Origin of the sequence: Micromonospora nigra (assembly GCF_900091585.1) — a bacterium.
Taxonomy (GTDB): domain Bacteria; phylum Actinomycetota; class Actinomycetes; order Mycobacteriales; family Micromonosporaceae; genus Micromonospora; species Micromonospora nigra.
On record NZ_FMHT01000003.1, the window covers coordinates 4035422 to 4057627 of the forward strand.

General features: G+C 72.9%; 18 protein-coding genes, 1 tRNA gene and 1 pseudogene. 9 read left to right on the forward strand and 11 right to left on the reverse strand.

What is annotated here, in order from left to right; translation table 11 throughout:
* Window positions 1-12 precede the first annotated feature (12 nt).
* On the forward strand, window positions 13-1344 hold the full coding sequence (locus tag GA0070616_RS17520; protein ID WP_091083599.1) for an NAD(P)/FAD-dependent oxidoreductase: 1332 nt from the start codon (window positions 13-15) through the stop codon (window positions 1342-1344).
* Between the two features lie 125 nt (window positions 1345-1469).
* Here GA0070616_RS17520 and GA0070616_RS17525 read toward each other — a convergent pair whose 3' ends face one another.
* A complete protein-coding gene (locus tag GA0070616_RS17525; protein WP_091083602.1) occupies window positions 1470-3368 on the reverse strand; it encodes a hypothetical protein in 1899 nt (632 codons plus the stop codon).
* Window positions 3369-3469: 101 nt separating this feature from the next.
* Between GA0070616_RS17525 and GA0070616_RS17530 the strand changes: the two genes are divergently transcribed.
* The 3 genes from GA0070616_RS17530 (at window position 3470) to GA0070616_RS17540 (ending at window position 4933) form a co-directional block, all read left to right on the forward strand.
* Window positions 3470-3550 (forward strand) — tRNA-Leu (locus tag GA0070616_RS17530).
* A gap of 102 nt (window positions 3551-3652) precedes the next feature.
* Window positions 3653-4468 carry a Bax inhibitor-1/YccA family protein gene (locus tag GA0070616_RS17535; RefSeq protein ID WP_091083607.1) on the forward strand — a complete coding sequence of 272 codons (816 nt, stop codon included), beginning with the start codon at window positions 3653-3655 and terminating at the stop codon, window positions 4466-4468.
* 141 nt (window positions 4469-4609) lie between these two features.
* Window positions 4610-4933, forward strand: a complete 324-nt coding sequence (locus GA0070616_RS17540; protein ID WP_091083612.1) for a hypothetical protein — start codon at window positions 4610-4612, stop codon at window positions 4931-4933.
* A 126-nt stretch (window positions 4934-5059) separates the two neighbouring features.
* On the opposite strand, the gene GA0070616_RS17545 is transcribed toward GA0070616_RS17540, so the two are convergent.
* The 3 genes and pseudogenes from GA0070616_RS17545 to GA0070616_RS17555 form a co-directional block, all read right to left on the reverse strand.
* Window positions 5060-6322: an acetyl-CoA C-acetyltransferase gene (locus tag GA0070616_RS17545; protein WP_091083616.1), complete on the reverse strand. Its 1263-nt coding sequence runs from the start codon at window positions 6320-6322 to the stop codon at window positions 5060-5062.
* Window positions 6323-6415: 93 nt separating this feature from the next.
* Window positions 6416-7219: an SGNH/GDSL hydrolase family protein gene (locus GA0070616_RS17550; protein ID WP_425412959.1), complete on the reverse strand. Its 804-nt coding sequence runs from the start codon at window positions 7217-7219 to the stop codon at window positions 6416-6418.
* A pseudogene (locus tag GA0070616_RS17555) lies at window positions 7216-8330 on the reverse strand (SGNH/GDSL hydrolase family protein). Before GA0070616_RS17555 ends, GA0070616_RS17550 begins: the two are co-directional and overlap by 4 nt.
* A 140-nt stretch (window positions 8331-8470) precedes the next feature.
* Between GA0070616_RS17555 and GA0070616_RS17560 the strand changes: the two are divergent.
* On the forward strand, window positions 8471-8827 hold the full coding sequence (locus GA0070616_RS17560; protein ID WP_091083622.1) for a YkvA family protein: 357 nt from the start codon (window positions 8471-8473) through the stop codon (window positions 8825-8827).
* 83 nt (window positions 8828-8910) lie between these two features.
* Window positions 8911-10281: a cystathionine beta-synthase gene (locus GA0070616_RS17565; RefSeq protein ID WP_091083626.1), complete on the forward strand. Its 1371-nt coding sequence runs from the start codon at window positions 8911-8913 to the stop codon at window positions 10279-10281.
* A gap of 31 nt (window positions 10282-10312) precedes the next feature.
* Here the strand turns inward: GA0070616_RS17565 and GA0070616_RS17570 are convergent, their stop codons facing one another.
* From GA0070616_RS17570 to GA0070616_RS17600, 7 genes are all read right to left on the reverse strand, one after another.
* Window positions 10313-10822 (reverse strand): GNAT family N-acetyltransferase, encoded by a 510-nt coding sequence (locus GA0070616_RS17570; protein WP_091083630.1) that lies wholly within the window; start codon window positions 10820-10822, stop codon window positions 10313-10315.
* Window positions 10819-11748 carry a ribonuclease Z gene (locus GA0070616_RS17575; RefSeq protein ID WP_091083634.1) on the reverse strand — a complete coding sequence of 310 codons (930 nt, stop codon included), beginning with the start codon at window positions 11746-11748 and terminating at the stop codon, window positions 10819-10821. The genes GA0070616_RS17570 and GA0070616_RS17575 overlap by 4 nt, the downstream gene beginning before the upstream one ends.
* Window positions 11749-12063: 315 nt before the next feature.
* Window positions 12064-13263 (reverse strand): osmoprotectant NAGGN system M42 family peptidase, encoded by a 1200-nt coding sequence (locus GA0070616_RS17580; protein WP_091091032.1) that lies wholly within the window; start codon window positions 13261-13263, stop codon window positions 12064-12066.
* Window positions 13260-15155, reverse strand: coding sequence for an N-acetylglutaminylglutamine synthetase (ngg, locus tag GA0070616_RS17585; protein ID WP_091083638.1), 1896 nt, complete (start codon window positions 15153-15155; stop codon window positions 13260-13262). Before ngg ends, GA0070616_RS17580 begins: the two co-directional genes overlap by 4 nt.
* A 2-nt stretch (window positions 15156-15157) precedes the next feature.
* Window positions 15158-16942 carry an N-acetylglutaminylglutamine amidotransferase gene (locus tag GA0070616_RS17590; protein ID WP_091083642.1) on the reverse strand — a complete coding sequence of 595 codons (1785 nt, stop codon included), beginning with the start codon at window positions 16940-16942 and terminating at the stop codon, window positions 15158-15160.
* A gap of 360 nt (window positions 16943-17302) precedes the next feature.
* Complete coding sequence (gene msrA, locus GA0070616_RS17595; RefSeq protein ID WP_091083645.1) at window positions 17303-17965, reverse strand: peptide-methionine (S)-S-oxide reductase MsrA; 663 nt, start codon at window positions 17963-17965, stop codon at window positions 17303-17305.
* A gap of 211 nt (window positions 17966-18176) precedes the next feature.
* Complete coding sequence (locus GA0070616_RS17600; protein WP_091083648.1) at window positions 18177-18587, reverse strand: HIT family protein; 411 nt, start codon at window positions 18585-18587, stop codon at window positions 18177-18179.
* 131 nt (window positions 18588-18718) lie between these two features.
* Here GA0070616_RS17600 and GA0070616_RS17605 point away from each other — a divergent pair, with 131 nt between their 5' ends.
* From GA0070616_RS17605 to GA0070616_RS17615, 3 genes are all read left to right on the forward strand, one after another.
* The gene (locus GA0070616_RS17605) at window positions 18719-19861 is read left to right on the forward strand and encodes a cystathionine gamma-synthase (protein WP_091083650.1); all 1143 of its coding nucleotides are present in this window, start codon (window positions 18719-18721) and stop codon (window positions 19859-19861) included.
* A gap of 16 nt (window positions 19862-19877) precedes the next feature.
* The gene (locus GA0070616_RS17610; protein ID WP_091083654.1) at window positions 19878-21287 is read left to right on the forward strand and encodes an amidase; all 1410 of its coding nucleotides are present in this window, start codon (window positions 19878-19880) and stop codon (window positions 21285-21287) included.
* Window positions 21288-21431: 144 nt separating this feature from the next.
* Window positions 21432-22196, forward strand: coding sequence for a DUF4328 domain-containing protein (locus GA0070616_RS17615; RefSeq protein WP_175440110.1), 765 nt, complete (start codon window positions 21432-21434; stop codon window positions 22194-22196).
* Window positions 22197-22206: the final 10 nt, after the last annotated feature.

Consider the following 22206-nt stretch of genomic DNA (forward strand, 5'->3'; position numbering starts at 1 on the left):
AAGATGGAAGACGTGAATCCGAAGCGGATCCTTGTGGTGGGTGCCGGGCACGTCGGTCTCTATGCGGCCCTGCGCCTGTCGAAGAAGCTCAGCTCCCGTGAGGCTGAGGTCGTGGTGGTGGACCCGCAGCCCCACATGACCTACCAGCCGTTCCTGCCCGAGGCGGCAGCCGGCAACATCTCCCCGCGGCACTCGGTGGTGCCCCTGCGGCGGGAGTTGCGGCGGTGCAAGGTGGTGGCCGGCGCGGTGACGCGGATCGACCACGACCGCAGGACCGCCGTGGTGCAGCCGATCGCCGGCCCCGTCCGCGAGATCACCTACGACCACATCGTGGTGGCCCCCGGCTCGGTCTCCCGGACCCTGCCGATTCCCGGCCTGCACGAGCACGGCATCGGTTTCAAGACCATCGGCGAGGCCATCTACCTGCGCAACCACGTGCTGGACCGGCTCGACGTGGCAGCCGCCACCCCGGACCCGCACGTCCGCCGCTCGGCGTTGACCTTCACCTTCGTGGGCGGTGGGTACGCCGGCATCGAGGCGCTCGCCGAGATGGAGGACATGGCCCGGGACGCCCTGAAGTACTACCCGGAGCTGAAGCCGGAGGACATGCGCTGGGTGCTGGTCGAGGCCACCCAGCGGGTGCTGCCCGAGGTCGACCGGGACATGGGCGCCTACACGGTGCAGCAGCTGCTGAAGCGGAACATGGACATCCGGCTGGACACCCGCCTGGAGTCCTGCGTCGACGGGGTGGTGAAGCTCTCCGACGGCGACAGCTTCCGCTCCGACACCATCGTCTGGACGGCCGGCGTGAAGCCGTCGCCGATGCTCGACGCGACCGACTTCCCGCGGGACGAGCGTCGCCGGGTCACCTGCCTGCCGACCCTCCAGGTCGTGGACGGCGACCGGGTCGTCGACGGGGCGTGGAGCGCGGGCGACTGTGCGGCCGTGCCGGACCTGACGAAGGAGCCCGGCAACTTCTGTTCGCCCAGCGCCCAGCACGCGGTGCGGCAGGCGGCCCGGTTGGCCGACAACATCGTCAACGTGGTCCGTGGGCGTGAGCCGGTGGACTACAAGCACAAGCATGCCGGCAGCGTGGCCAGCCTCGGCCTGCACAAGGGCGTCGCCCAGGTGTACGGCATCAAGATGACCGGCTGGCCGGCCTGGTTCATGCACCGGACGTACCACATGAGCCGGATCCCGTCGTTGAACCGCAAGGTGCGGGTCGTGGTCGACTGGTCGCTGGCGTTCTTCCTCAAGCGCGAGGTGGTTGCCCTCGGGCAGCTGCACGACCCGCGGGAGGAGTTCGCCGAGGCGTCCCAGCCGGTCGGCGCCGGCCGCGTCTGACGACCGACGATCGGGGCCCACCGCGCGAGCGGTGGGCCCCGACGCGTCCGGTGGTGGTGCGGCCGGAAGGACTGCGGTCGTGTCGTGGGCAGATCAGGCCGGGTGCCCCGGCCCGGGGTGCCCGGTCAGACGCGCCAGGTCCAGGCGTCGGCCATCCGGGTGGCGGGGCCGTAGAGCTGTTCCAGGGTGAGCCGCAGGCTGTCCGCGTGGGGGGTGCCGACGGCCACCGCGACGCACGACGCACCCCAGAAGTCCGCGTCGGCTGCGGCCTGTCGGCGCTGCTCCGCGCCGATGACCGGTCGCAGCCCCGTCCGGGCCACGTCGTCCAGCAGCTTCGAGGTGGGGCGTTTGACCGTGCCCATCGCCGCCGTGCCGCCCCTGCCGTGCGGTCCGATGAAGAACCCCTCGGGCATCGCGAAGCCCGCGTCGGCGGCCGTCGCCCAGCGCATCGGCCACGGATCCTTCGGGGTGGCCAGCGGGACCGGCACCAGCACCCCGCCCGGCTCGACGCATCCCCGCCAGTGCCCGCCGGTGACGAACTCCGGCAGGGCCGGCCGGTCGGCGCTGGGCAGCGGGGTCGGGAACAGGGGCAGCAGCGCTACGGCCGCCGCCACCGGCACCAGCCGGCTGGCCCGCCCCGCGGACCGCAGCGCCCGGTCCACCGCCAGCACCAGGATCGTGGCGGCCAACGGCAGCACCGCGAGGGCGAACCGCATCGGCAGGGCACCGTCGACCACGGGCAGGCCGCCGAGCAGGGCGTACGGGCCGGGCAGGGCGGTGGCCTGGCCGTCGACCACCACCCGGGGACCGAGGGAGAGTGCAGCCATGACCAGCGCGGCCACCGCGCAGGCGAGCACCGCCGGGCGACGGCCCAGCCAGAGGGCGCAGCCGGCGGTGACCAGCAGCAGTGGCCAGCCCAGGAAGGTGTTGTACTCGGCGGGGCCGGTGGTCAGCCGGGCCGCCGATTCGCTGCCCGCCACCGACAGCGGTGACATCGCCGTCCAGCTGCGCAGGTCGGCCGAGAAGTAGTGCGGGCTGAAGAGGCCGTCGGCGACACCCTGCGGGCCGCTGAACTGGAACCAGAGCGGCCAGGCCAGGGCGACCAGGGCCAGCCCGGCGGCGGCGAGCAACCCGCCGGCGAAGGCGGGCAGGGCGCGGCGGGCCAGTCGCCTGTCGGCGGCCGCCCAGGTGAGCGCCATCACCATCAGGGTGACGGCGGTCAGGAACAGCACCTCCTCTCCGACGAAGACCTGCGCGGACACGACGGCGGCGAGCCCGGCGGCGGAGGTGGCCAGCCGCCGGAGGTCCGGGCCGCCGGTGCTGCGAGGGCCGGCCGTGCTGGCCGGGTCGGTGGTGCGGGTCGGCGGCCGGGTGCCGGCCGGCCGAGTGGCACTGGCCGGGTCGGCGGCGCGCAGCAGGCGGGCCACCAGCCAGACGATGACCGGGACCAGCCACTGCGCGGTCATGTGCAGGTGACTGTTGCTCTGCGACACCATGCCGGGGCCGAATCCGCACAGCGCCGCACCCAGGCCGGCGGCGACCGGGTGGGCGCGCAGCAGCCGGGTGTACAGCAGGTACCAGGCGACGGCGGTGCCGGCCAGGTTCGCGGCCACCAGGAGGGCGAAGGTGACAGGCGCACCCAGCAGGAGCGTGACGGGAGCGAGCAGCACGCCGAGCGCGACGACCGACGTGTTGGCCATCAGGTTGACCCCGTCCGGGGCGTTGAGCCGGTCGGTGAGCAGGCTGAAGTCGCCGAGCAGGGCACGCGAGTCGACGGCCAGGAACCACTCGTACAGGGTCTGGTCGGCCGGGTTGAGGGCCAGCGTGCGGGCGGCCGGGTCGGGCCACAGGCCGTGGGTGAGCCACCCGGCGAGCGCGACGAACAGCAGTCCCACGACCAGGTCCGTCCGGTGCCGCGCGGCAGCGGCGTGCAGTCGGGCCGGCCACGGCCGGGCCGGTCGGACGTCGGGGCGGACAGCCAGTTCGGGGCTGGCGTCGGGGGCCGCGGAAGCGGGGCTGCTCACGCCTGCGACCCTAGTGCGACCGGCGCGAGCGGGTACGCCCGGCGGAGGTGTACCCGCTACGGTGACACTGCACCGCGCGTGTCGGCGCGCCGGTGTCACCCGCCCGGGTGGTGGAACGGCAGACACGGCCGCCTTAAAAGCGGCTGCCGAGAGGCGTGCGGGTTCGACCCCCGCCCCGGGCACTCCCAGCTTCTCCTCAGCCTGGTGATCACCACGAACTGGCCGGTGCGTTTACTCTTGTAGCGCACGTTCACGTGCAACGACCCCCTGAGGGAGGCCTGACAGTGAAGACTTCGAACCCGGTGCTCGCCCGGCTCGGCCAGGCGGCCGAGCGGGAGCGCTCCGCCGGGTACGCCCCGACCGGGCCCTACGGACAGCCCGGCTACCCCCAGCAGTACCCGACGGGTGCCGGCTACCCGGCCGCCCCGCCGGCCGTCACCCCCATGTCGATCGACGACGTGGTGGTCAAGACCGTCACGCTCCTCGGCATCCTCGGCATCTCCGCCGCGGCGGCCTGGGTGCTGGTGCCCGACGCCCTGCTGGGCGTCGCCTGGATCGGCGCGGCCGTCGTCGGACTGGTGCTCGGCCTGATCATCTCGTTCTCGCGGATGGCGAACCCGGCGCTGGTCGTCGCGTACGCCGTCGTCGAGGGCGTGCTCGTCGGCGCGCTCAGCAAGTTCTTCGAGTCGATGTACGACGGCATCGTGCTCCAGGCGGTGACCGCGACCTTCGGCGTCTTCTTCGTGATGGCGATGCTCTACAAGGCGAAGGTCATCCGGGCGACCCCGAAGTTCGTCAAGGGCATGATCGCGATCATGGCGGGCCTCTTCGCCGTGATGATGATCAACCTGGTGCTGGCGTTGTTCGGGGTGAACACCGGCCTGCGCGACGGCAGCCCGCTGGCCATCGGCTTCAGCATCGTCTGCATCGTGGTGGCCTCGCTGAGCTTCGTGCTCAGCTTCAAGGAGGTCGAGGACGGCGTCCGGATGGGGCTGCCGCAGCGCTACTCCTGGGTGGCTGCCTTCGGCATCCTGGTCAGCCTGATCTGGCTCTACATCGAGATGCTGCGTCTGTTGAGCTACTTCCAGGGCGACGACTGATCCTGTCGCCCTCCGACCGCCGGCGCCTGTCCCCCCGGGGACGGGCGCCGGCGTCGTTTCGCTCGCCGTCGCGCCAGCGCCGTCGTCCCAGCGCCGTCGCCGTCACCCGTCGGCGGGAACGCGGTCCGTAGACTCGCTGCGGTGAGCGCAGGGGAGTTGGGGCGAACCGTGGATCTGCTGGTCCGTCAGGTGGGGCACTGGCAGCAGCCGCGCTGGGCGATGGCCGGCACCGCGCCCGGCGCGGAGTCCCGCGCGGATCTGGTGTACCGGCTGGTGCAGACGCTCGCCGACCTCGGGGCCGACGCGGAGGGTGGGCCGCGCCGTCACGTACCCAGGTTGGACAACGACCTGGTCCTGATCGACCAACTGCGGGTCGTCACGGCCGACCTGCTGGCTGCCGGCCCACCGGACGACGTGCTCGCCCGGGCCGCAGCCGCGACGGCGGCGACCCGCGACGCACTGTAGGGCCGAGGCGCACGATCGTGGCCGACGGCTCACGGACGCCCGACCCCCGACGGCGACAGGACGCCCGACCCCCGACGGCGACAGGAGAGCCGACCCGCCACGAGCGGACGGGCCGACCCTCCGACGTCAGCTGAGCCGCTCCAGCACCATCGCCATGCCCTGGCCGCCGCCGACGCACATGGTCTCCAGGCCGATGCTCTTGTCGTGCCAGTCGAGCGCGTTGAGCAGGGTGCCGGTGATCCGGGCGCCGGTCATGCCGAACGGGTGGCCCACGGCGATGGCGCCGCCCATCACGTTCAGCTTCTCCTCGGGGATGCCCAGCTGCCGGTACGACGGGATGACCTGCGCGGCGAACGCCTCATTGATCTCCACCAGGTCGACGTCGTCGATGGTCATGCCGGCCCGCCCGAGGGCCTGCTGGGAAGCCTCGACCGGGCCGAGGCCCATGATCTCCGGCGACAGGGCGGTGACGCCGGTGGAGACGATCCGGGCCAGCGGAGTGAGGCCCAGGTCCTTCGCCCGCTGGGCGCTCATGATGACCACCGCGGCGGCGCCGTCGTTGAGCGGGCAGCAGTTGCCGGCGGTGATCCGGCCGTCCGGTCGGAAGACCGGCTTCAGGCCGGCGACCGCCTCCAGCGTGACGCCGGCCCGGGGGCCGTCGTCGGTGCTGACGACGGTGCCGTCCGGCGTGGTCACCGGGGTGATCTCCCGGGCCCAGAAGCCGTCGGCGATGGCCTTCTCCGCGAGGTTCTGGCTGCGTACGCCGAACTCGTCCATGTCGGCGCGGGTGACGTCGTACACCTGGGCCAGGTTCTCGGCGGTCTGCCCCATCGTCAGGTAGATGTCGGGCAGCTCACCGGACTCGCGCGGGTCGGTCCACACCTCGGCACCGCCCTGCGCGCGGGCCTTCGAGCGTTCCTGGGCGGCGGCGAAGCGCGGGTTCTCCCAGCCGCCGCCGACCAGGGCCTGCGCCTCCGGGGGCAGGCCGTCGGAGTTGCCCCGGGCATACCGGGAGACGGTCTCGACGCCGGCGGAGATGAAGACGTCACCCTCACCGGCCCGGATCGCGTGCATCGCCATCCGGGTGGTCTGCAGGGAGGACGCGCAGTATCGGGTGAGCGTGGCTCCCGGCAGGCCGTCGAGGCCCATCAGGGTGGCCACCACCCGGGCCATGTTGAAGCCCTGCTCGCCGCCGGGCAGGCCGCACCCGAGGTAGAGGTCGTCGATTTCGGTCGGGTCGAGCTGGGGCACCTTGTCCAGGGCGGCCCGGACGACGGTCGCGGCGAGGTCGTCCGGGCGGACGTCGCGCAGGGACCCCTTGTGGGCCCGGCCGATGGGGGAGCGGGCGGTGGCGACGATGACGGCGTCGCGGGACGACTCAGTCGGCATGAACCAACGTTAACCCGCCGGTAACTTGGCGCGGAACCCGTGCCCGCGGCGGGAAATGTCACCCCGGCTGCCCGCCGTGGCGGACGGACGGGATCAGTTCCGGGACGCCACGGCGGCGGCTGCCGCCACCGCTGGCAGCAGGGCGTGCGCCCACACGCGGTATCCGTCCGCTGACGGGTGATAGCCATCGTGGCAGAGTGTCCCCGGGTCGGCCCGGAAGACCGGTCCCGTCTCCGTGGCCAGGTCGACCACCGTGCCGCCGGCGTCGAGCACGGCGGCCGTCTGGGCCCGCGCGACCTGCCGTCCGAACCAGCCGACCACCTGCCGCAGCGGCGGCGCGATGGCGCGTACCGCCCCGAGGTCGGGACAGGTGCCGACCACGACCTCCACGTCCGCGTCGCGCAGCCGGTGCACGGCCGCGCCGAGGTAGGCGGCGGCATCGGCCGGCCGCCGGGCGCTGGTGGCGTCGTTCGCCCCGACCAGGATGACAGCGACGTCGGGCCGCTCGCCGAGCAGCGCGCGGGCGACCTGGGTGGCGAGGTCGGTCGACCGGGAGCCCGAGACGCCGACGCTGGACAGGTGGACCCGCCGGCCCGTGGGCCCCTCGGCGAGCAGGTTGGCCAGCTGCCCGCCGATTGTGTCGTCGAGGCGCTCCACCCCCACGCCGAGGGCGGACGAGTCGCCGAGCAGCACCAGGCGCAGCGGCGGCGCGCCGGCCCGACCGATCGTGGCGCGCAGCGCCAGCCCCAGCTCGGGTTGGGCGTACCGCCGGCTGCGGGCCACGACCGCCTGCCCCGCGAGCACGGCCGCCCCGCCCGCCGTGCCGGCGAACAGGGAGATCGCCGCCGCGCGACCGAACCGGGCCACGAGCTGCCGGGCCACCGGCTGCCCGGTCACGCCGGCACCGCCTGGTGATCGACGCCCCGGCGCCACCACCTGATGATCCGCTCGGTCATGCCAGTCCCTCCACTGTGGGTGAGTCGGCCCGGGAGTCTCGTTGTGCCTCCGCGCCGACGCCGAAGAACCCCCGTCGACGCAGTTGCGCCCACCGGCCCGCCGGACCGCGTTCGTGCCCGCGGACCCGGGTGCCGCTGACCTCCGTACCGGGGTGCCGGGCCGCCTGCTGAGCGGCCTTCGGCAGCGACCGTACGCCCTCGCCGCGCTCCGGGGCCGAACGTCGCTCGGGCCTCGCCCCGAGTGCCCGCAGCACCGTCGGCAACAGCGCGGCGGCCGCCATCGCGTACCCCTCGGCCGACGGATGGAACCGGTCCCAGGCGAACATCCGGTGCGGTTCCGCGTTGAACCGGGGACCCAGCAGGTCGCCCAGCGACACCGTCCAGCCGCCCGCCTCGACCACCGCGATCGTCTGGGCCGCCGCGAGCTGCCGGCTCCACCGGCGGGCCAGCCAGCGCAGCGGTGGCTGGATCGGGCGGATCGCCCCCAGGTCGGGGCAGGTGCCGACGATCACCTCGCAGCCCACCGCCCGCAGCGCGCCGACCGCCTCGACCAGGTGGCGCACCGCCAGCGAGGGCGGCGTGCGGTTGGTCACGTCGTTGCCGCCGATGAGGACGACGGCGACGTCCGGGTGGGTGTCGAGGGCCGCCTCGACCTGGTATCTCAGGCCGGCTGAGATGGCACCCACCACGGCGAAGCGGTGCAGCCGCACCGGGCGTCGCAGGCGACGGGACAGGCCGGTGGCCAGCAGCGCCCCGGGGGTCTCCCGGCGCCGGTGCACGCCGTAACCAGCGGCGGACGAGTCGCCCAGGACGACCATGGTGACGGGTGGGCCGGGAAACTTGGCACCGTAGACCCCGTCGCAGCGCGGCGGCGGCGCCTCGGCCATCGGGATCGTCCGTCGTGCCTGGCGGGCCTGGCCGAACAGCACGCCACTCGACGCCACCACGGCCGCCGCGGTGGCACCCGTGCCGATCGCCGCCAGCCGGGCGACCCGGCGGGCGCGCTGCCAGCGCGGACCGGCGGGTACGACGGGAACAGGCATCACCCCCATGAGCCGACACTAGCGCGCCGGCCCGACACCCCGCTGTCGTCGTCGCCCCGGCACGGGGTGCCTGGAATCCGACGGTTCTGGGTACCACCTCCTCGCGGGTTGCGCCGGGGCGGCACCCTGCACGTGGAGAGGAGCGGACGATGGGGAAGTCACTGAAGCGCGGGGCGGCGTTCGCCGCGCTGGGTCGGGCCATGATGTCGGGAGCGCGGGGTGGGCCGTCGCTGGGTGCCCGCCTCGCGGCGCTGCCCCGGATGATCGCCGCGACGGCCCGGGGGGAGTACGACGGGGGCCTGCGCCTGGCGATGATGACGGCGGCGACGGCGTACATCCTGTCACCGCTGGACCTGGTGCCGGAGATGTTCCTGGCGGTGTTCGGCCTCCTCGACGACGCGGTGATGGTCACCTGGCTGGCGGGTGCGGTGCTCGGCGAGACCGAGCGTTTCCTGGAGTGGGAGACGCGGCGCAGCTCGACGGTCCCCGGCCACGTCGTGTCCTGACCCACGTACCCTGAGCCCGGGAATCCGCGATCCAGCCGCCCGGCGACCCCGGTGCCGGCGCCGGAGGAGAAGGGCACAACGAGGTGCAGTACTACGACAACGTCGTCGACATGATCGGCAACACCCCGCTGGTGCGGCTGCGCAACGTCACGGAGGGCATCCGGGCGACGGTCCTGGCCAAGGTGGAGTACCTCAATCCGGGCGGTTCGGTCAAGGACCGGATCGCGCTGCGGATGGTGGAGGACGCCGAGCGGGCCGGGATCCTGAAGCCCGGCGGCACCATCGTCGAGCCGACCAGCGGCAACACCGGCGTCGGCCTGGCCCTGGTGGCCCAGCTGCGGGGCTACCGGTGTGTCTTCGTCTGCCCGGACAAGGTCAGCCAGGACAAGCAGGACGTGCTGCGGGCGTACGGTGCCGAGGTGGTGGTCTGCCCGACCGCCGTCGCGCCGGAGGACCCGCGTTCCTACTACAACGTCTCCGACCGGCTGGCCCGGGAGATCCCCGGCGCGTGGAAGCCGAACCAGTACGCCAACCCGGCGAACCCGCGCTCCCACTACGAGACCACCGGCCCGGAGCTGTGGAAGCAGACCGAGGGGCGGATCACCCACTTCGTGGCGGGCGTCGGCACCGGCGGCACCATCTCCGGCATCGGCCGCTACCTGAAGGAGGCGTCCGAGGGGCGGGTCCGGGTCGTCGGCGCCGACCCGGAGGGGTCGGTCTACTCCGGTGGCACCGGCCGTCCCTACCTGGTGGAGGGCGTCGGCGAGGACTTCTGGCCGGAGACGTACGACCGGAGCGTCGCCGACGAGATCGTCGAGGTCTCCGACAAGGCGTCGTTCGAGATGACCCGGCGCCTGGCCCGCGAGGAGGGGCTGCTGGTCGGTGGCTCCTGCGGCATGGCCGTGGTGGCCGCGCTGGAGGTGGCCCGCAAGGCCGGGCCGGACGACGTGGTCGTGGTGCTGCTTCCGGACAGCGGCAAGGGCTACCTGTCCAAGATCTTCAACGACGCCTGGATGGCCCGGTACGGATTCCTCGACCACGGCGGCACCGAGCCGACCGTCGCGGACGCCCTGGACAGCAAGCCCGGTGGCCTGCCCGAACTGGTGCACGTGCACCCCACCGAGACCGTCCGGGACGCCATCGACTACATGCGCGAGTACGGCGTCTCCCAACTGCCGGTCCTCAAGGCCGAGCCGCCCGTGGTCACCGGGGAGGTGGCCGGTTCGATCGCCGAGAAGGACCTGCTCGACGCGCTGTTCACCGGGCAGGCGCAACTGCACGACACCATCGAGCGGCACATGGCCGACCCGCTGCCGATGATCGGTGGCGGCCAGCCGGTGCACGAGGCGGTCAACCTGCTGGAGAAGTCGGACGCGGCGCTGGTGCTGGTCGACGGCAAGCCCAAGGGCGTGCTGACCCGTCAGGACCTGCTGGCCCACCTCGGCGCCCGCTGACCCGCCGCTGCCCGCGCTCCGCCCGCTGGGGTCACAGCGGGCGGGCGTAGCGCAGTTGCGGGGTGCTCACCGGGCCGATCATCTCCGGCTGCTGCACCCCCGTCGGCTGCCAGCCACCACGCTCGTAGAAACGGCGGGCGTGGGCATTGTCCCGCAGCACCCACAGCACCGCGCGCCGCCAGCCCCGCGCCCGCATGTCGGCCAGGGCGTCGACCATGAGTTGCCGGCCGACGCCCCGGCCGCGTTCAGCCGGGGCGAGGTGGATGGCGCACAGCAGCCCCGTGTCGGGCTCGTCCTCGTCGTCGGGGCCGAGGTAGCTGAACCCCGCCAGGACGCCGTCGCGTTCGGCCACCGTCATCCGGTGGGTGCTCTGCTCCCAGACCCACCGCTCGACCCAGTACCGGCCCATCGCCTCCGGCGTCGGGTCGGCCAGGGCCTCGGGCGGCAGGAACGACGAGTACGCGGCGACCCGTGAGCGCTGGTGCAGGGCACCCACGGCCATCAGGTCGTGCGGTGTCGCGGAACGCAGCGTGACGGTCACCCGTCCGACGGTACCCGCCGGGGCGGGACCTGCACCGTGGTCAGATCCTCGGCGATCACCAGGTCGCCGTCGAAGTGGGCGCGGGCCTCGTCGGCGAAGCGGCGGGTGTCGGCGTACCGCTGGGAGAAGTGGGTGAGCACGAGCCGGCGTACACCCGACTCGGCCGCCACCCGAGCGGCCTGGGCGGCCGTGAGGTGACCGACCTCGGCGGCCAGCGCGGCCTCGGACTCCAGGAACGTCGACTCGATGACCAGCAGGTCGGCGTGCTCGGCGAGGGCGTACACCCCGTCGCAGAGGCCGGTGTCCATCACGAAGGCGAACCGCTGCCCCGGCCGGGGCACGCTCACCTCCTCGCGGGTGACGCGGCGGCCGTCGAGGTCGAGGTGACCGACGCGCTGCACCTCACCGACCGCCGGGCCGGCGATGCCGTACGCGGCCAGCCGCTCCGGCAACATCCGGCACCCGTCGGGCTCGACCAGCCGGTAGCCGTACGTCTCGATCGGGTGCCGCAGCCGGCGGGCCTCCAGCGTGCCGCGGCGCAGCGCGATCCGCTGCCCGTCCGCCCCGATCGGCTCGACGGCCAGTTCGGCGGTCTCGTGGAAGGAACTGGCGTGCCGCAGCCGGGCGAAGTAGTCGGCACCACCGGCGGGAAAGTGCACCGCCACCGGGTGGGGCACCCGGTCCAGTGAGAGCCGCTGGATCGTGCCGGGCAGGCCGAGGCAGTGGTCGCCGTGGAAGTGGGTGACGCAGATCCGGGTCAGGTCGGTGGCGGTGACCGTGGTGTGCAGCAGCTGCCGTTGGCTGCCCTCGCCCGGGTCGAAGAGGATCACCTCGTCGTCCCAGCGCAGCACGTACCCGTTGTGGTTGCGCGCCCGGGTGGGGGCCTGGCTGGCCGTCCCGAGCACCACCAGCTCGCGCATCGACACCTGGTCGCTCCCGCCGGCGGAAAGGGTCGACCCCCGGGGCTTCCGCGCTCACGCGCGGGCCGGCTGGACTGGGCCGGCACCCCGGGGGTCGGGTGGCTGTCGTGGTTTCGCCGCACCGCTGCCACACGGTCTCGACGATCGGTTCCTTGCTGCCCGCCCCGCAGGAGCGGACGGATCACTGTCGAGGACAGCGGCTAGCGGACAGCCACCTCACGAGTCCGATTGCTATACAAGTCTGGACCACCTCCTTTCCCGTGTACCGCCACGCTATCCAGCCCGCGGCGGCCTCGGCAACGGATTTCGATCACAGGACCGTCAGGAGGGGTCGGCGATGCCGATCGGGCCCTCCCGGGGGCCGTCCTCGCTGGCCGGCTGCACCGCGAGCGACGGGAAGTCCGCCAGGATGCCCTCCGGTTCGGCGTCCCACTCGGGGAACACCAGGTCGCTCTGGAGATACAGGCAGAGCAACTGGGTGAGCTGGCGCAGACCCTCGATGTGGGTGCGCTCGTGGCCGTGGGTGGCGTCCACGCCGAAGCCGAGCAGCGCCACCCGGGCGTGCGCCCCGGCCTCCACCGCCGCCGCCACGTCCGAGCGGTAGTACTCGAACACGTCCCGCACCAGATCCACCCCGTGCTCCCGGGCGATCGCGGCCAGGTTGCGGGTCAGGTGGTAGTCGAAGGGTCCCACCCCGTCGCCCATGGCGAGGGTGGCCGCGTCCTCCCGGGACTGCTGGCCGGGGGCGGCCACCGCCGCGTCCACCGAGACGATCTCCGCGACGTCCGGGTCGAGGCCGTGCGACGCCCCGTGGCCGATCTCCTCGGTGACGGTGACCAACAGGTGGGCGGTGACCGCCGGGGTGACACCGGCGTCGACCATCGCCTTGAACGCGGTCAGCACCGCCGCCACGCCGGCCTTGTCGTCGAGGTGCCGGGACTTCACGTACCCGGAGGGGGTGATCTGCGGGTTGGGCAGGAAGGCCACGAAGTCGCCCGCGTCGATGCCCAGCGCCCGCAGGCCCGCGATGTCGTGTACGGGCTCGTCCACCCGCACCTCGACCTGCTCCCAGCCGATGCCCTGGAGGTCGACGCCCTCGTTGTAGCGGTGCCCGCTGGCCTTGAGCGGCAGCACCTGCCCGGTGATCACCCGATCCAGGTCGTCGGTGAAGATCCGCACGTGGGCGCCCTCGGCGAACCGGGCGCTGTGTGTGCCGATCTGGTTCAGTTCCAGCCGCCCGTTCTCCTTCAGCCGCTTCACCATGCCGCCGATCGTGTCGGTGTGCACGACGATCGCCCGGTCGGCCCCGGTCTCCCGGGGGCCGGGCAGGCAGGCGCTCAGCGCACCCCGACGGGTGAGGGTGGAGCGGATCCCCAGGGCGAAGAGGCGTTCGCCCACGTACTGCTGCACGTGGTCGGTACGCCCCGACGGACTGGGGATCTCCAGCAGTTCGATCAGCACCTGCTGGAGGTAGTCCATGTCGAGCTTCAGTGGAGCGGGAACGGGAGTGCGAGCGGTCATGCCCCAGAGCTTGCCGCACCCGCCGGCGACCACAGCCGCTGAGGTGCCCGTGTCCCGGGGAAGAGCAGGTCGACGAAGCGCTCGGCCGTGGGCTGCGGCTCGTGGTTGGCCAGGCCGGGCCGCTCGTTGGCCTCGATGAAGACGTGCTCGGGCTGGTCGGGCGCGGGAACCAGCAGGTCCAGACCGGTGACCGGGATGTCCAGTGCCCGGCTGGCGGTCACGCACGCCTCGGCGATCACCGGGTGCAGTTCGCCGGTGACGTCGTGGATCGTGCCGCCGGTGTGCAGGTTCGCGGTCCGGCGTACCACCAGCAGCTGCCCCTCGGGCAGCACGTCACGCAGGTCGTACCCGGCCTCGGCGACCACCTCGCGGGTCATGTCGTCCAGCGGGATGCGGGACTCACCGCCCGTCGCGGCGGCACGGCGGCGGCTCTGCCGTTCGATCAGCTCGGCGATGTCGTGCACCCCGTCCCCGGTGATCGCGGCGGGCCGGCGCACGGCGGCCGCCACCACCTCGTGGTCGATCACGATCACCCGCAGGTCGTCCCCGGTGCACAGCTCCTCCAGCAGCACCTCGGGGCAGAACCGGGCGGCCAGCTCGACGGCGGCGGACAGCGCCTCCGGCGTCCGTACGCCGACGGTGATGCCGTTGCCCTGCTCACCCCGGGCCGGCTTGACCACCAGTTGACCCACCTCGGCGAGGAAGGCCGCGTCGGCCTCGTCACCGGTGGCGGTGCGCCCGCGCGGCACCGCCAGGCCGGCCTCGACGAGGATCCGGCGGGTGACCCGCTTGTCGTCGCACCGGCTCAACGCCACCGCCGAGGTCAGCTCGGACAGCGACTCGCGGGTGAGGATCGTCCGGCCGCCGTTCGACAGCCGCAGTTCCCCCCAGGTCGGGTCGGTCACCTCCACCCGGATGCCCCGGCGCATCGCCTCGTCGGCCACGATCCGGGCGTACGGGTTGAGCCGGTCGTAGCCCTCCGGCAGGGCCGGCAGGAACAGCCGCTCGTTGATCGGGTTCTTCCGCTTCACGCACAGCGTGGCGGTGCGGTAGAAACCGAGCCGCTCGTAGAGCCGGATCGCTCCGTCGTTCTCGGCGAGGACCGACAGGTCGACGTACGCGCGCCCCCGCGCGACCAGGCGGGTCGCCAGTTCGGTGATCAGCGCCTGGCCGGTGCCGGGTGGGGCCTGGTTGAAGTCGACGGTCAGGCACCACAGACTCGCGCCGTTGTCCGGGTCGTCGAAGACCGCCACGTGGTCGATGCCGGTGATCGTGCCGACGATCTCCCCGGTGGCCGATTCGGCCACCAGGTGCAGGAACCGGTCGGTGCGGGCGTTGTCGACGAGCACGTCGACCGGGGCGGTGACCATGCTGTTCGCGGCGTAGATCCGGTTCACGGCGTCGGCGTCGGCGGCGTCGCGGAGCCGGCGGATGCGTACCCCGGGCAGGTCGTTCTGGTCGCCGAGGGGGGCCGGGGTGTCGGCGGTGCCGGCCTCCTCGCTGGTCCCGCTGCCGGTCCCGGGGCCGCGCCGGGTGCCGCCCAGCGGCAGGCGGTAGGTCAGCGACGGGTCGATGAACAGCTCGTCAGGCAGCCGGGAGACCAGCACGTGCGGGTCGCGCAGGTAGATGCAGATGTCCCGGGCGCCGGCTGCTTCGGAGCGCAGCACGTCGGCGACGGCCGCCTGGTCGGCGAAGGTCTGCCCGAAGACGAGCCGCCCCCAGCCGCAGTCGAGCAACACGCCGTCGCCGCCGCTGCGGCGCGGACCGGCGGGGGACTCGGTGTCGCTGCTGGCGGCGATCGGATCGCCGCCCGGCCCGACCCGCTCGTACCGCCGGCCCTTGCCCCGGCTCCGGTCGGCGCGGGCGACCCCGGTCGCGAGGGTGTCGCTCACGGTCAGTCGATTCCGTGGCTCTGGAGCCACATTTCCAGGAGTCCGAGTTGCCACAGTTTGTTTCCGTTCAACGGGGTCAGTTCGGCGTTCGGGGCGTCGAGCAGGGCGTTGACGTAGTCGGCACGGAACAGATCGCGGCGGCGGGCTTCGGGCGCGGACAGGGCGTCGCGTACCCGGTCGAGGAGCTTGCCCTCCAGGTGGGTGAGACCCGGCACCGGGAAGTAGCCCTTCGGTCGGTCGATGACCTCGTGCGGCAGCACCCGGCGACCGATCTCCTTGAGTACGCCCTTGCCGCCCTGGGCGAGCTTCAGGTCCGGCGGGCAGGCGGCGGCCAGTTCCACGAACTCGTGGTCGAGGAACGGCACCCGGGCCTCCAGCCCGTGCGCCATGGTCATGTTGTCGACCCGCTTCACCGGGTCGTCGGTGAGCATGACCTGCGTGTCGAGCCGCAGGCCCGCGTCCACGGCGGTGTCCGCGCCGGCGCGGCCCAGGTGCGCGGCCACGAACTCCCGGGCCGGGTCGCCGTCGGCCAGCCAGGCGGGGTTGAGCACCCGGGCCAGCCCGGCCGCGTCACGGTCGAAGAACGCCTTCGCGTACGTCTCGACGGCCTGCTCGCGGCCGACGCCGGCCAGCGGCGGGTACCAGTGGTAACCGCCGAGGATCTCGTCGGCGCCCTGCCCGGACTGGACCACCTTGACGTGCTTCGACACCTCCTGGCTGAGCAGGTAGAAGGCCACGCAGTCGTGGCTGACCATCGGCTCGGCCATCGACTCGACGGCGGCCTCCAGCGGCGGCACCAGATCCTGCGCCGCCACCCGGAGCTGGTGGTGGTCGGTGTCGAAGGTCTTCGCCACCAGATCGGAGTAGACGAACTCGTCGCCCTCCCGACCACCGACGGCGTCGAAACCGATGGAGAAGGTCGACAGCCCGCGCTGCCCCTCGCCGGCGAGCAGGGCGACGACCAGGCTGGAGTCCAGGCCTCCGGAGAGCAGCACGCCCACCGGCACGTCGGCGACCATCCGCCGGCGCACGGCGGTGGTCAGCGACCCGAGCAGCGCGTCCTGCCAGTCCCGCTCCGACCAGTCGGCGTGCTCGGCCCGCCGGGTGAACGACGGATCCCAGTAGACCCGCTCCCGCATCCGGCCGTCAGGCTCGTAGACCCGGACCGTGGCCGGGGGCAGCTTGCGCACCCCGCGCAGGATGGTGCGCGGCGGCGGCACGATGCTGTGGAAGCTGAGATAGTGGGCCAGCGCCACCGAATCGATGGTGGTGTCGACGCCGCCGCCGGCGAGCAGCGCGGGCAGGGTGCTGGCGAAGCGGACCGTGCCCGGCGTCTCGGCGAGGTAGAGCGGCTTGATGCCGAGCCGGTCCCGGGCCAGCACCAGCCGGCCGGTGTCGCGCTCGGTGATCGCGACGGCGAACATGCCGACCAGGTGGTCGACGAAGTCGAGCCCCCACTCGGCGTACGCCTTGACCACGACCTCGCTGTCGCCTGTGGAGAAGAAGCGGTGCCCCTTGGCCTGCAACTCCGCGCGCAGCTCACGGTAGTTGTAGACGCAGCCGTTGAAGACGCCGGTCAACCCGGCGGCGGAATCGACGATCGGCTGGCCGCTGGCCGCCGACAGGTCGATGATCTTCAGGCGGCGATGTCCCAGGGCGACCGGCCCCTGGGACCAGACCCCGCTGTCGTCCGGGCCCCGGTCGCTCATGGTCGCCGCCATGCGCTCCACCACCGCGACGTCGGCCCGCGATCCGTCCCGTCGGAACTCCCCAGCCAGTCCGCACATGGCAATCGACTCTGCCAGACGATGTTGCGATTCGCCTGTTGAGACCATGACAGTCGTGTAACAGGGTTGCTAGAATCCGCGCCCGCGCGCCTGAAAGCGGGTGACGGGAACGGTGATCCACCGCCCACCCGATGGCTTTCGTGTCACCGGTCGTCACGCTGCGAGGATCCCCCCGGCCCCGGCTGTGTGACGAACGCCGCAGTACCGCTCACGTGGCGCCGGTCACGCCCGGCGCCCGGTCACGCCCGGCGACCGGCTACGCCCCCGGCGGCCGGTCACGTCCCGGCACCGGTCACGCCCCCGGCATCGGTCACGTCCCGGCGGCCGGGCCCGCCAGGGGGCCCGGCCGCCGGGAGACGGTCAGCCGGCGGTGCGGGCCACGCCCACCGGGCAGCTCAGCCCGTTCGGGCCGTGGTTGCAGTAGCCGTTCGGGTTCTTCGTCGGGGCCAGGTACTGCTGGTGGTGGTCCTCGGCGAAGTAGTAGTCACCCAGCGGCCCGATCTCCGTGGTGATCTCACCCTTGCCGGCGCGCGCCACGATCGGTGCGAACGCGTCCCGGGACGCCTGTGCGGTGGCGAGCTGTTCGTCGCTGGTGGTGTAGATCGTCGACCGGTACTGGGTGCCCACGTCGTTGCCCTGGCGCATGCCCTGGGTCGGGTCGTGGTTCTCCCAGAAGACCTTCAGCAGGTCCTCGTAGCTGATCGTGGTCGGGTCGTAGACCACCTGGACCACCTCGGCGTGCCCGGTGCGGCCGGAGCAGACCTCCTCGTACGTGGGGTTCGGGGTGTAGCCGCCCGCGTAGCCGACGGACGTGGTGACCACGCCCGGCAGGCCCCAGAACAGCCGCTCGGCACCCCAGAAGCAGCCCATCCCGAAGACCGCGACCCGCGACCCCTCGGGGAACGGGCCCTTCAACGAGCTGCCGAGCACCTCGTGCCGGTCACCGATCGGCATGGCGATCGGACGGCCGGGCAGCGCCTGGTCGGAGGTGATCATGTCGGCCTTCATGTGGCGCAGGAACACGGTGGGACTCCTCTCGTACCTCTCGCCGCGTGCAACGCCGGCGGGCCCCGCTTCCTTACCCGCCCCGCCGCCACTCAGCCACGGACAGCGGGGCGCCACGGACCTGACCGGGTTCCACCCCACCGCCGCCCGAGATCTTGGACGATCTCGGCCCCTCCCAGGGCCCTTTCCTACCAAGATCTCTCCGCTCACAGAACCACGGCGATTCCGCTCACAGAACCGCGGCGATGCGGTCGGCGTGGGTCTGCGCGTCGACGTCGTCGGCGTAGCGGGTACGGGGCCAGAAGAAGCCCCGCAGCCCGTCGCCCTTCGTCCGTGGCACCACGTGGGTGTGCAGGTGCGGCACCGACTGGGACACCTTGTTGTTCATCGCCACGAACGTGCCGCCCGCGCCCAGACCCGACTCCACCGCCACCGCCAGCCGCCGCACCAGCCCGAAGTAGCCGGCGAGCGCCTCGGGTGGCAGGTCGGCCAGGGTCACCAGGTGAGGGCGCGGCACCACCAGCACGTGACCCTTGAACACCGGCCGGGTGTCCAGGAACGCCAGCCCGTCCGGCTCGTCGGCCACCCGGAAGGCCGGCACCTCGCCCGCCACGATCCCGCAGAACACACACCCCGCCACCTGCTCAGGGTAGGGCGACGGTCCGCCGCCCGGCGACAGGCGTCCCCTCTCCACCGGGCCGACGGTCCGCCTGCGTGACGCCGGGGTGGGTTCCACCCGGTGGGAAGAACTCGACGACTAACGTCTGCGGAATGAGTCACGGCTTCGAGACGCTCGCCATCCACGCCGGCCAGGACCCGGAGGCCCGCACCGGTGCGGTGATCCCTCCGATCTACCAGACCAGCACGTACGCCCAGGACGCCGTCGGCGCGCCCCGGCTCGGCTACGAGTACAGCCGCTCGGGCAACCCCACCCGGGACGCCCTCCAGGAGTGCCTCGCCGCGCTGGAGGGCGGACCGGTCGCGCTCGCCTTCGCCAGCGGTCTGGCCGCCGAGGACGCCCTGCTGCGTACGGTGTGCGCCCCGGGCGACCACGTGGTGATCCCCGACGACGCGTACGGGGGCACGTACCGGCTGTTCGCGAAGGTCGCCGAGCGCTGGGGGCTCGCGTACACCCCGGCGAAGGTCTCCGACCCCGACGCGGTGCGGGCCGCGATCCGCCCGGGCAGCACGAAGATCGTCTGGCTGGAGACGCCCACCAACCCGCTGCTCGGCATCGCCGACATCGCCACCCTGGCGGGCGTCGCGCACGACGCCGGGGCGCTGCTGGTGGTCGACAACACCTTCGCCTCGCCATACCTGCAGCAGCCGCTGGCGCACGGGGCGGACGTGGTGGTGCACTCCACCACCAAGTACATCGGTGGACACTCCGACGTGGTCGGTGGCGCGTTGGTGGCCGCCGACCGGAACCTCGGCGAGGAACTGCGCTACCACCAGAACGCGATGGGCGCGATCAACGGCCCGTTCGACGCCTGGCTCACCCTGCGCGGCATCAAGACCCTCGGCGTCCGGATGGACCGGCACTGCGACAACGCCGAGCGGATCGCCGCGTACCTGGACGGGCACGCCAAGGTCGGCCAGGTGATCTACCCGGGCCTGCCCGCGCACCCCGGTCACGGGATCGCGGCGAAGCAGATGCGTCGGTTCGGCGGGATGATCTCCTTCCGCGCGGCCGGCGGAGAGGAACACGCCGTGCAGATCTGCAACCGGGCGAAGCTCTTCGTGCTCGCCGAGTCCCTCGGTGGGGTGGAATCCCTGATCGAGCACCCGGGCCGGATGACACACGCAAGTGCTGCCGGCTCGCCGCTTGAAGTTCCCGGCGATCTCGTGCGACTGTCTGTCGGCATCGAGACGGTCGACGACCTGCTCGCCGATCTGGAGCAGGCGCTGGGCTGACCGCTGGCTGGAGAGGGTGGCCGTGCAGGACATCATGCCGACCTGGGTCGGGGCGACAGCCAAGCAGATCGCCCGGGGCGTACGCCGGGGTGACGTCTCCGCGACCCAGGTCGTCGCCGACCACCTCGACCACGTCTCCCGGGCCGACGTCGACCTCGCCGCGTTCCGCACGGTGCGCGGCGGGGAGGCGGTCACCGAGGCGGAGAAGGTCGACGAGCAGGAGGACCTGGCCAACCTTCCGCTGGCCGGGGTGCCGGTGGCGGTGAAGGAGAACACCCCTGTCGCGGGTCTGCCCACCTGGAACGGTTCGGCGGCGGTGCGTACCGGCGTGGCGGAGGCCGACCACGAGGTGGTCCGGCGGCTGCGCGGCGCCGGCGCGGTCATCCTCGGGGTGACCCGCATGCCGGAGCTGGGCCTGTGGGGCCTCACCGACGACGACACCGCCGTCACCCGCAACCCGTGGGACACCCGGCGCACCCCGGGCGGATCGTCCGGTGGCGCGGCGGCGGCGGTGGCCGCCGGCCTCGTGCCGATCGCGCACGGCAACGACGGGCTCGGATCGATCCGCATCCCCGCGGCCTGCTGCGGCCTGGTCGGGCTCAAACCCGGGCGGGGCGTGGTGCCCTGCCAGCTCGGCGCCGAGGACTGGTTCGGTCTGACCGAGCACGGCATGCTCACCACCACCGTCGCCGACGCGGCCGTGGGCTTCCAGGTGCTCGCCGGCCGGCCCCAGGCAAAGCTGGTGCCGCCGCAGCGGCTGCGGGTCGGCGTCTCCCTGCGCTCCCCGGTGCGCGGCGTGTCGCCGGACGCGCCGAACCGGGACGCGGTGGCCGCCGCCGGACGGCTGCTCGCCGCCGCCGGCCACGACACGGTGCCGGCCGACCCGACCTACCCGACGGCGCTCGGCCTGCAGGGCATCGCCACCTGGTTCGCCGCCGCGGCGGCCGACGTGCGCGCCGCCGGGGTCGACCCGCGCGACCTCCAGCGGCGCAGCCGCCGGCACGTCGCGTTGGGCGACTGGGCGCAGCGGCGTGGGTACGTCCGCCAGTCCGACCGCGCGGCCTGGCGGCAACGGTCGATCGACTTCTTCGCCGACCACTCGGTGGACGTGCTGCTCACCCCGGCGCTGGCCGGCGCGCCGCCGGAGGCCGTCGGCTGGTCCGGCCGGTCCTGGTTGGCGAACATGAAGGCCAACATCCGGTACGCCCCCTACGCCGCGCCCTGGAACATCGCCGGGCTGCCGGCGCTGGTGGTGCCCGTGGGGCGCCGCCCCGACGGGCTTCCGTTGGCCGTGCAGTTCGTCGGGCCGCCCGGTTCGGAGCTGCTGCTGCTCGGCATCGCCGGCCAGTTCGAGATGGCGAGCCCGTGGCCTCGGCACGCCCCCGGTCACCCGCGGGTCGGAACGGGCTGGCCAGCCAAGGCGTGATCATCTACGCTCCCGGTGCCATCACCAGGGAGGACGTCGACCATGCGCTGCCACACCTGCGACACCGACCACGACGGACGCACCGGGGAATGCCCGACCTGTCGTACGCCGGTCGGATCGCCCGCTCTGCGCCCGGGTGTCCGGGTGCGCCCGGTCCGGGGGGTCGGTCGGGCCGCCTCGGTCGCCGTCGCCGCGACCACCCTGTTCCTGTTGCTGACGGTGGCGGTCCAACCGGTCAACGCGTTGCTCGCCGAGCGGGCGGCCGACTCCCTCGACAGCGAGGCGTTCCTGCTCACCGCGGGGGTGCTGGATCTGGCGGCGGGTCTGCTGTATCTGGTCGCGTTCCTGGTCGCGGTCGTGCTCGTCATCGTCTGGACGTGGCGGGCCCGGACGAACCTGGACGCCTTCCCGGGCACCGGGCCCACCAACTCCGGCGGGTGGGCGATCGCCGGGTGGCTGGTGCCGTTCGTCAACTTCGTGATGCCGCACCGGGTGGTCGCCAACATCGCCCGGGAAAGTCTGTGGCGGCTGAGCACCCCGCTGCTGGTGCACCTGTGGTGGGGCGCCTGGCTGGTGTTCCTCCTCGCGGAGCGGTTCATCGCGCGGTCCTCCGTCGCCGAGTACGAGGCGCTGCCGTTCCCACAGACCTCGGCGGACTTCCGGGCGTACGCCGACCACTACGCCTCGGCCACCGGTGAGTACCTGGTTCCGGCGGTGTTCTGCGTGGTGGCCGGGGTGTCGCTGATCGTGCTGATCCATCGGATCTCGGCGGCCCAGACCGCCCGGATCACTCGGTCGATGCCCACCGGCCCGATCCTGCCCGGCATGAGCATCGCGGAACCGGCGGCAACGTCCGGCATCGCCGCTGATCCGGCATCCGCCGCGTCGTCCGCACCGGCCGCGTCGTAGAACGTCACGC

Bases quoted from the DNA above. Each gene is read 5' to 3' on its own strand.
- GA0070616_RS17545 (WP_091083616.1), bottom strand. From the start codon at position 6,322: ATGCCGACTGAGTCGTCCCGCGACGCCGTCATCGTCGCCACCGCCCGC.
- GA0070616_RS17560 (WP_091083622.1), top strand. From the start codon at position 8,471: ATGGGGAAGTCACTGAAGCGCGGGGCGGCGTTCGCCGCGCTGGGTCGG.
- GA0070616_RS17580 (WP_091091032.1), bottom strand. From the start codon at position 13,263: ATGACCGCTCGCACTCCCGTTCCCGCTCCACTGAAGCTCGACATGGAC.
- GA0070616_RS17590 (WP_091083642.1), bottom strand. From the start codon at position 16,942: ATGTGCGGACTGGCTGGGGAGTTCCGACGGGACGGATCGCGGGCCGAC.
- GA0070616_RS17605 (WP_091083650.1), top strand. From the start codon at position 18,719: ATGAGTCACGGCTTCGAGACGCTCGCCATCCACGCCGGCCAGGACCCG.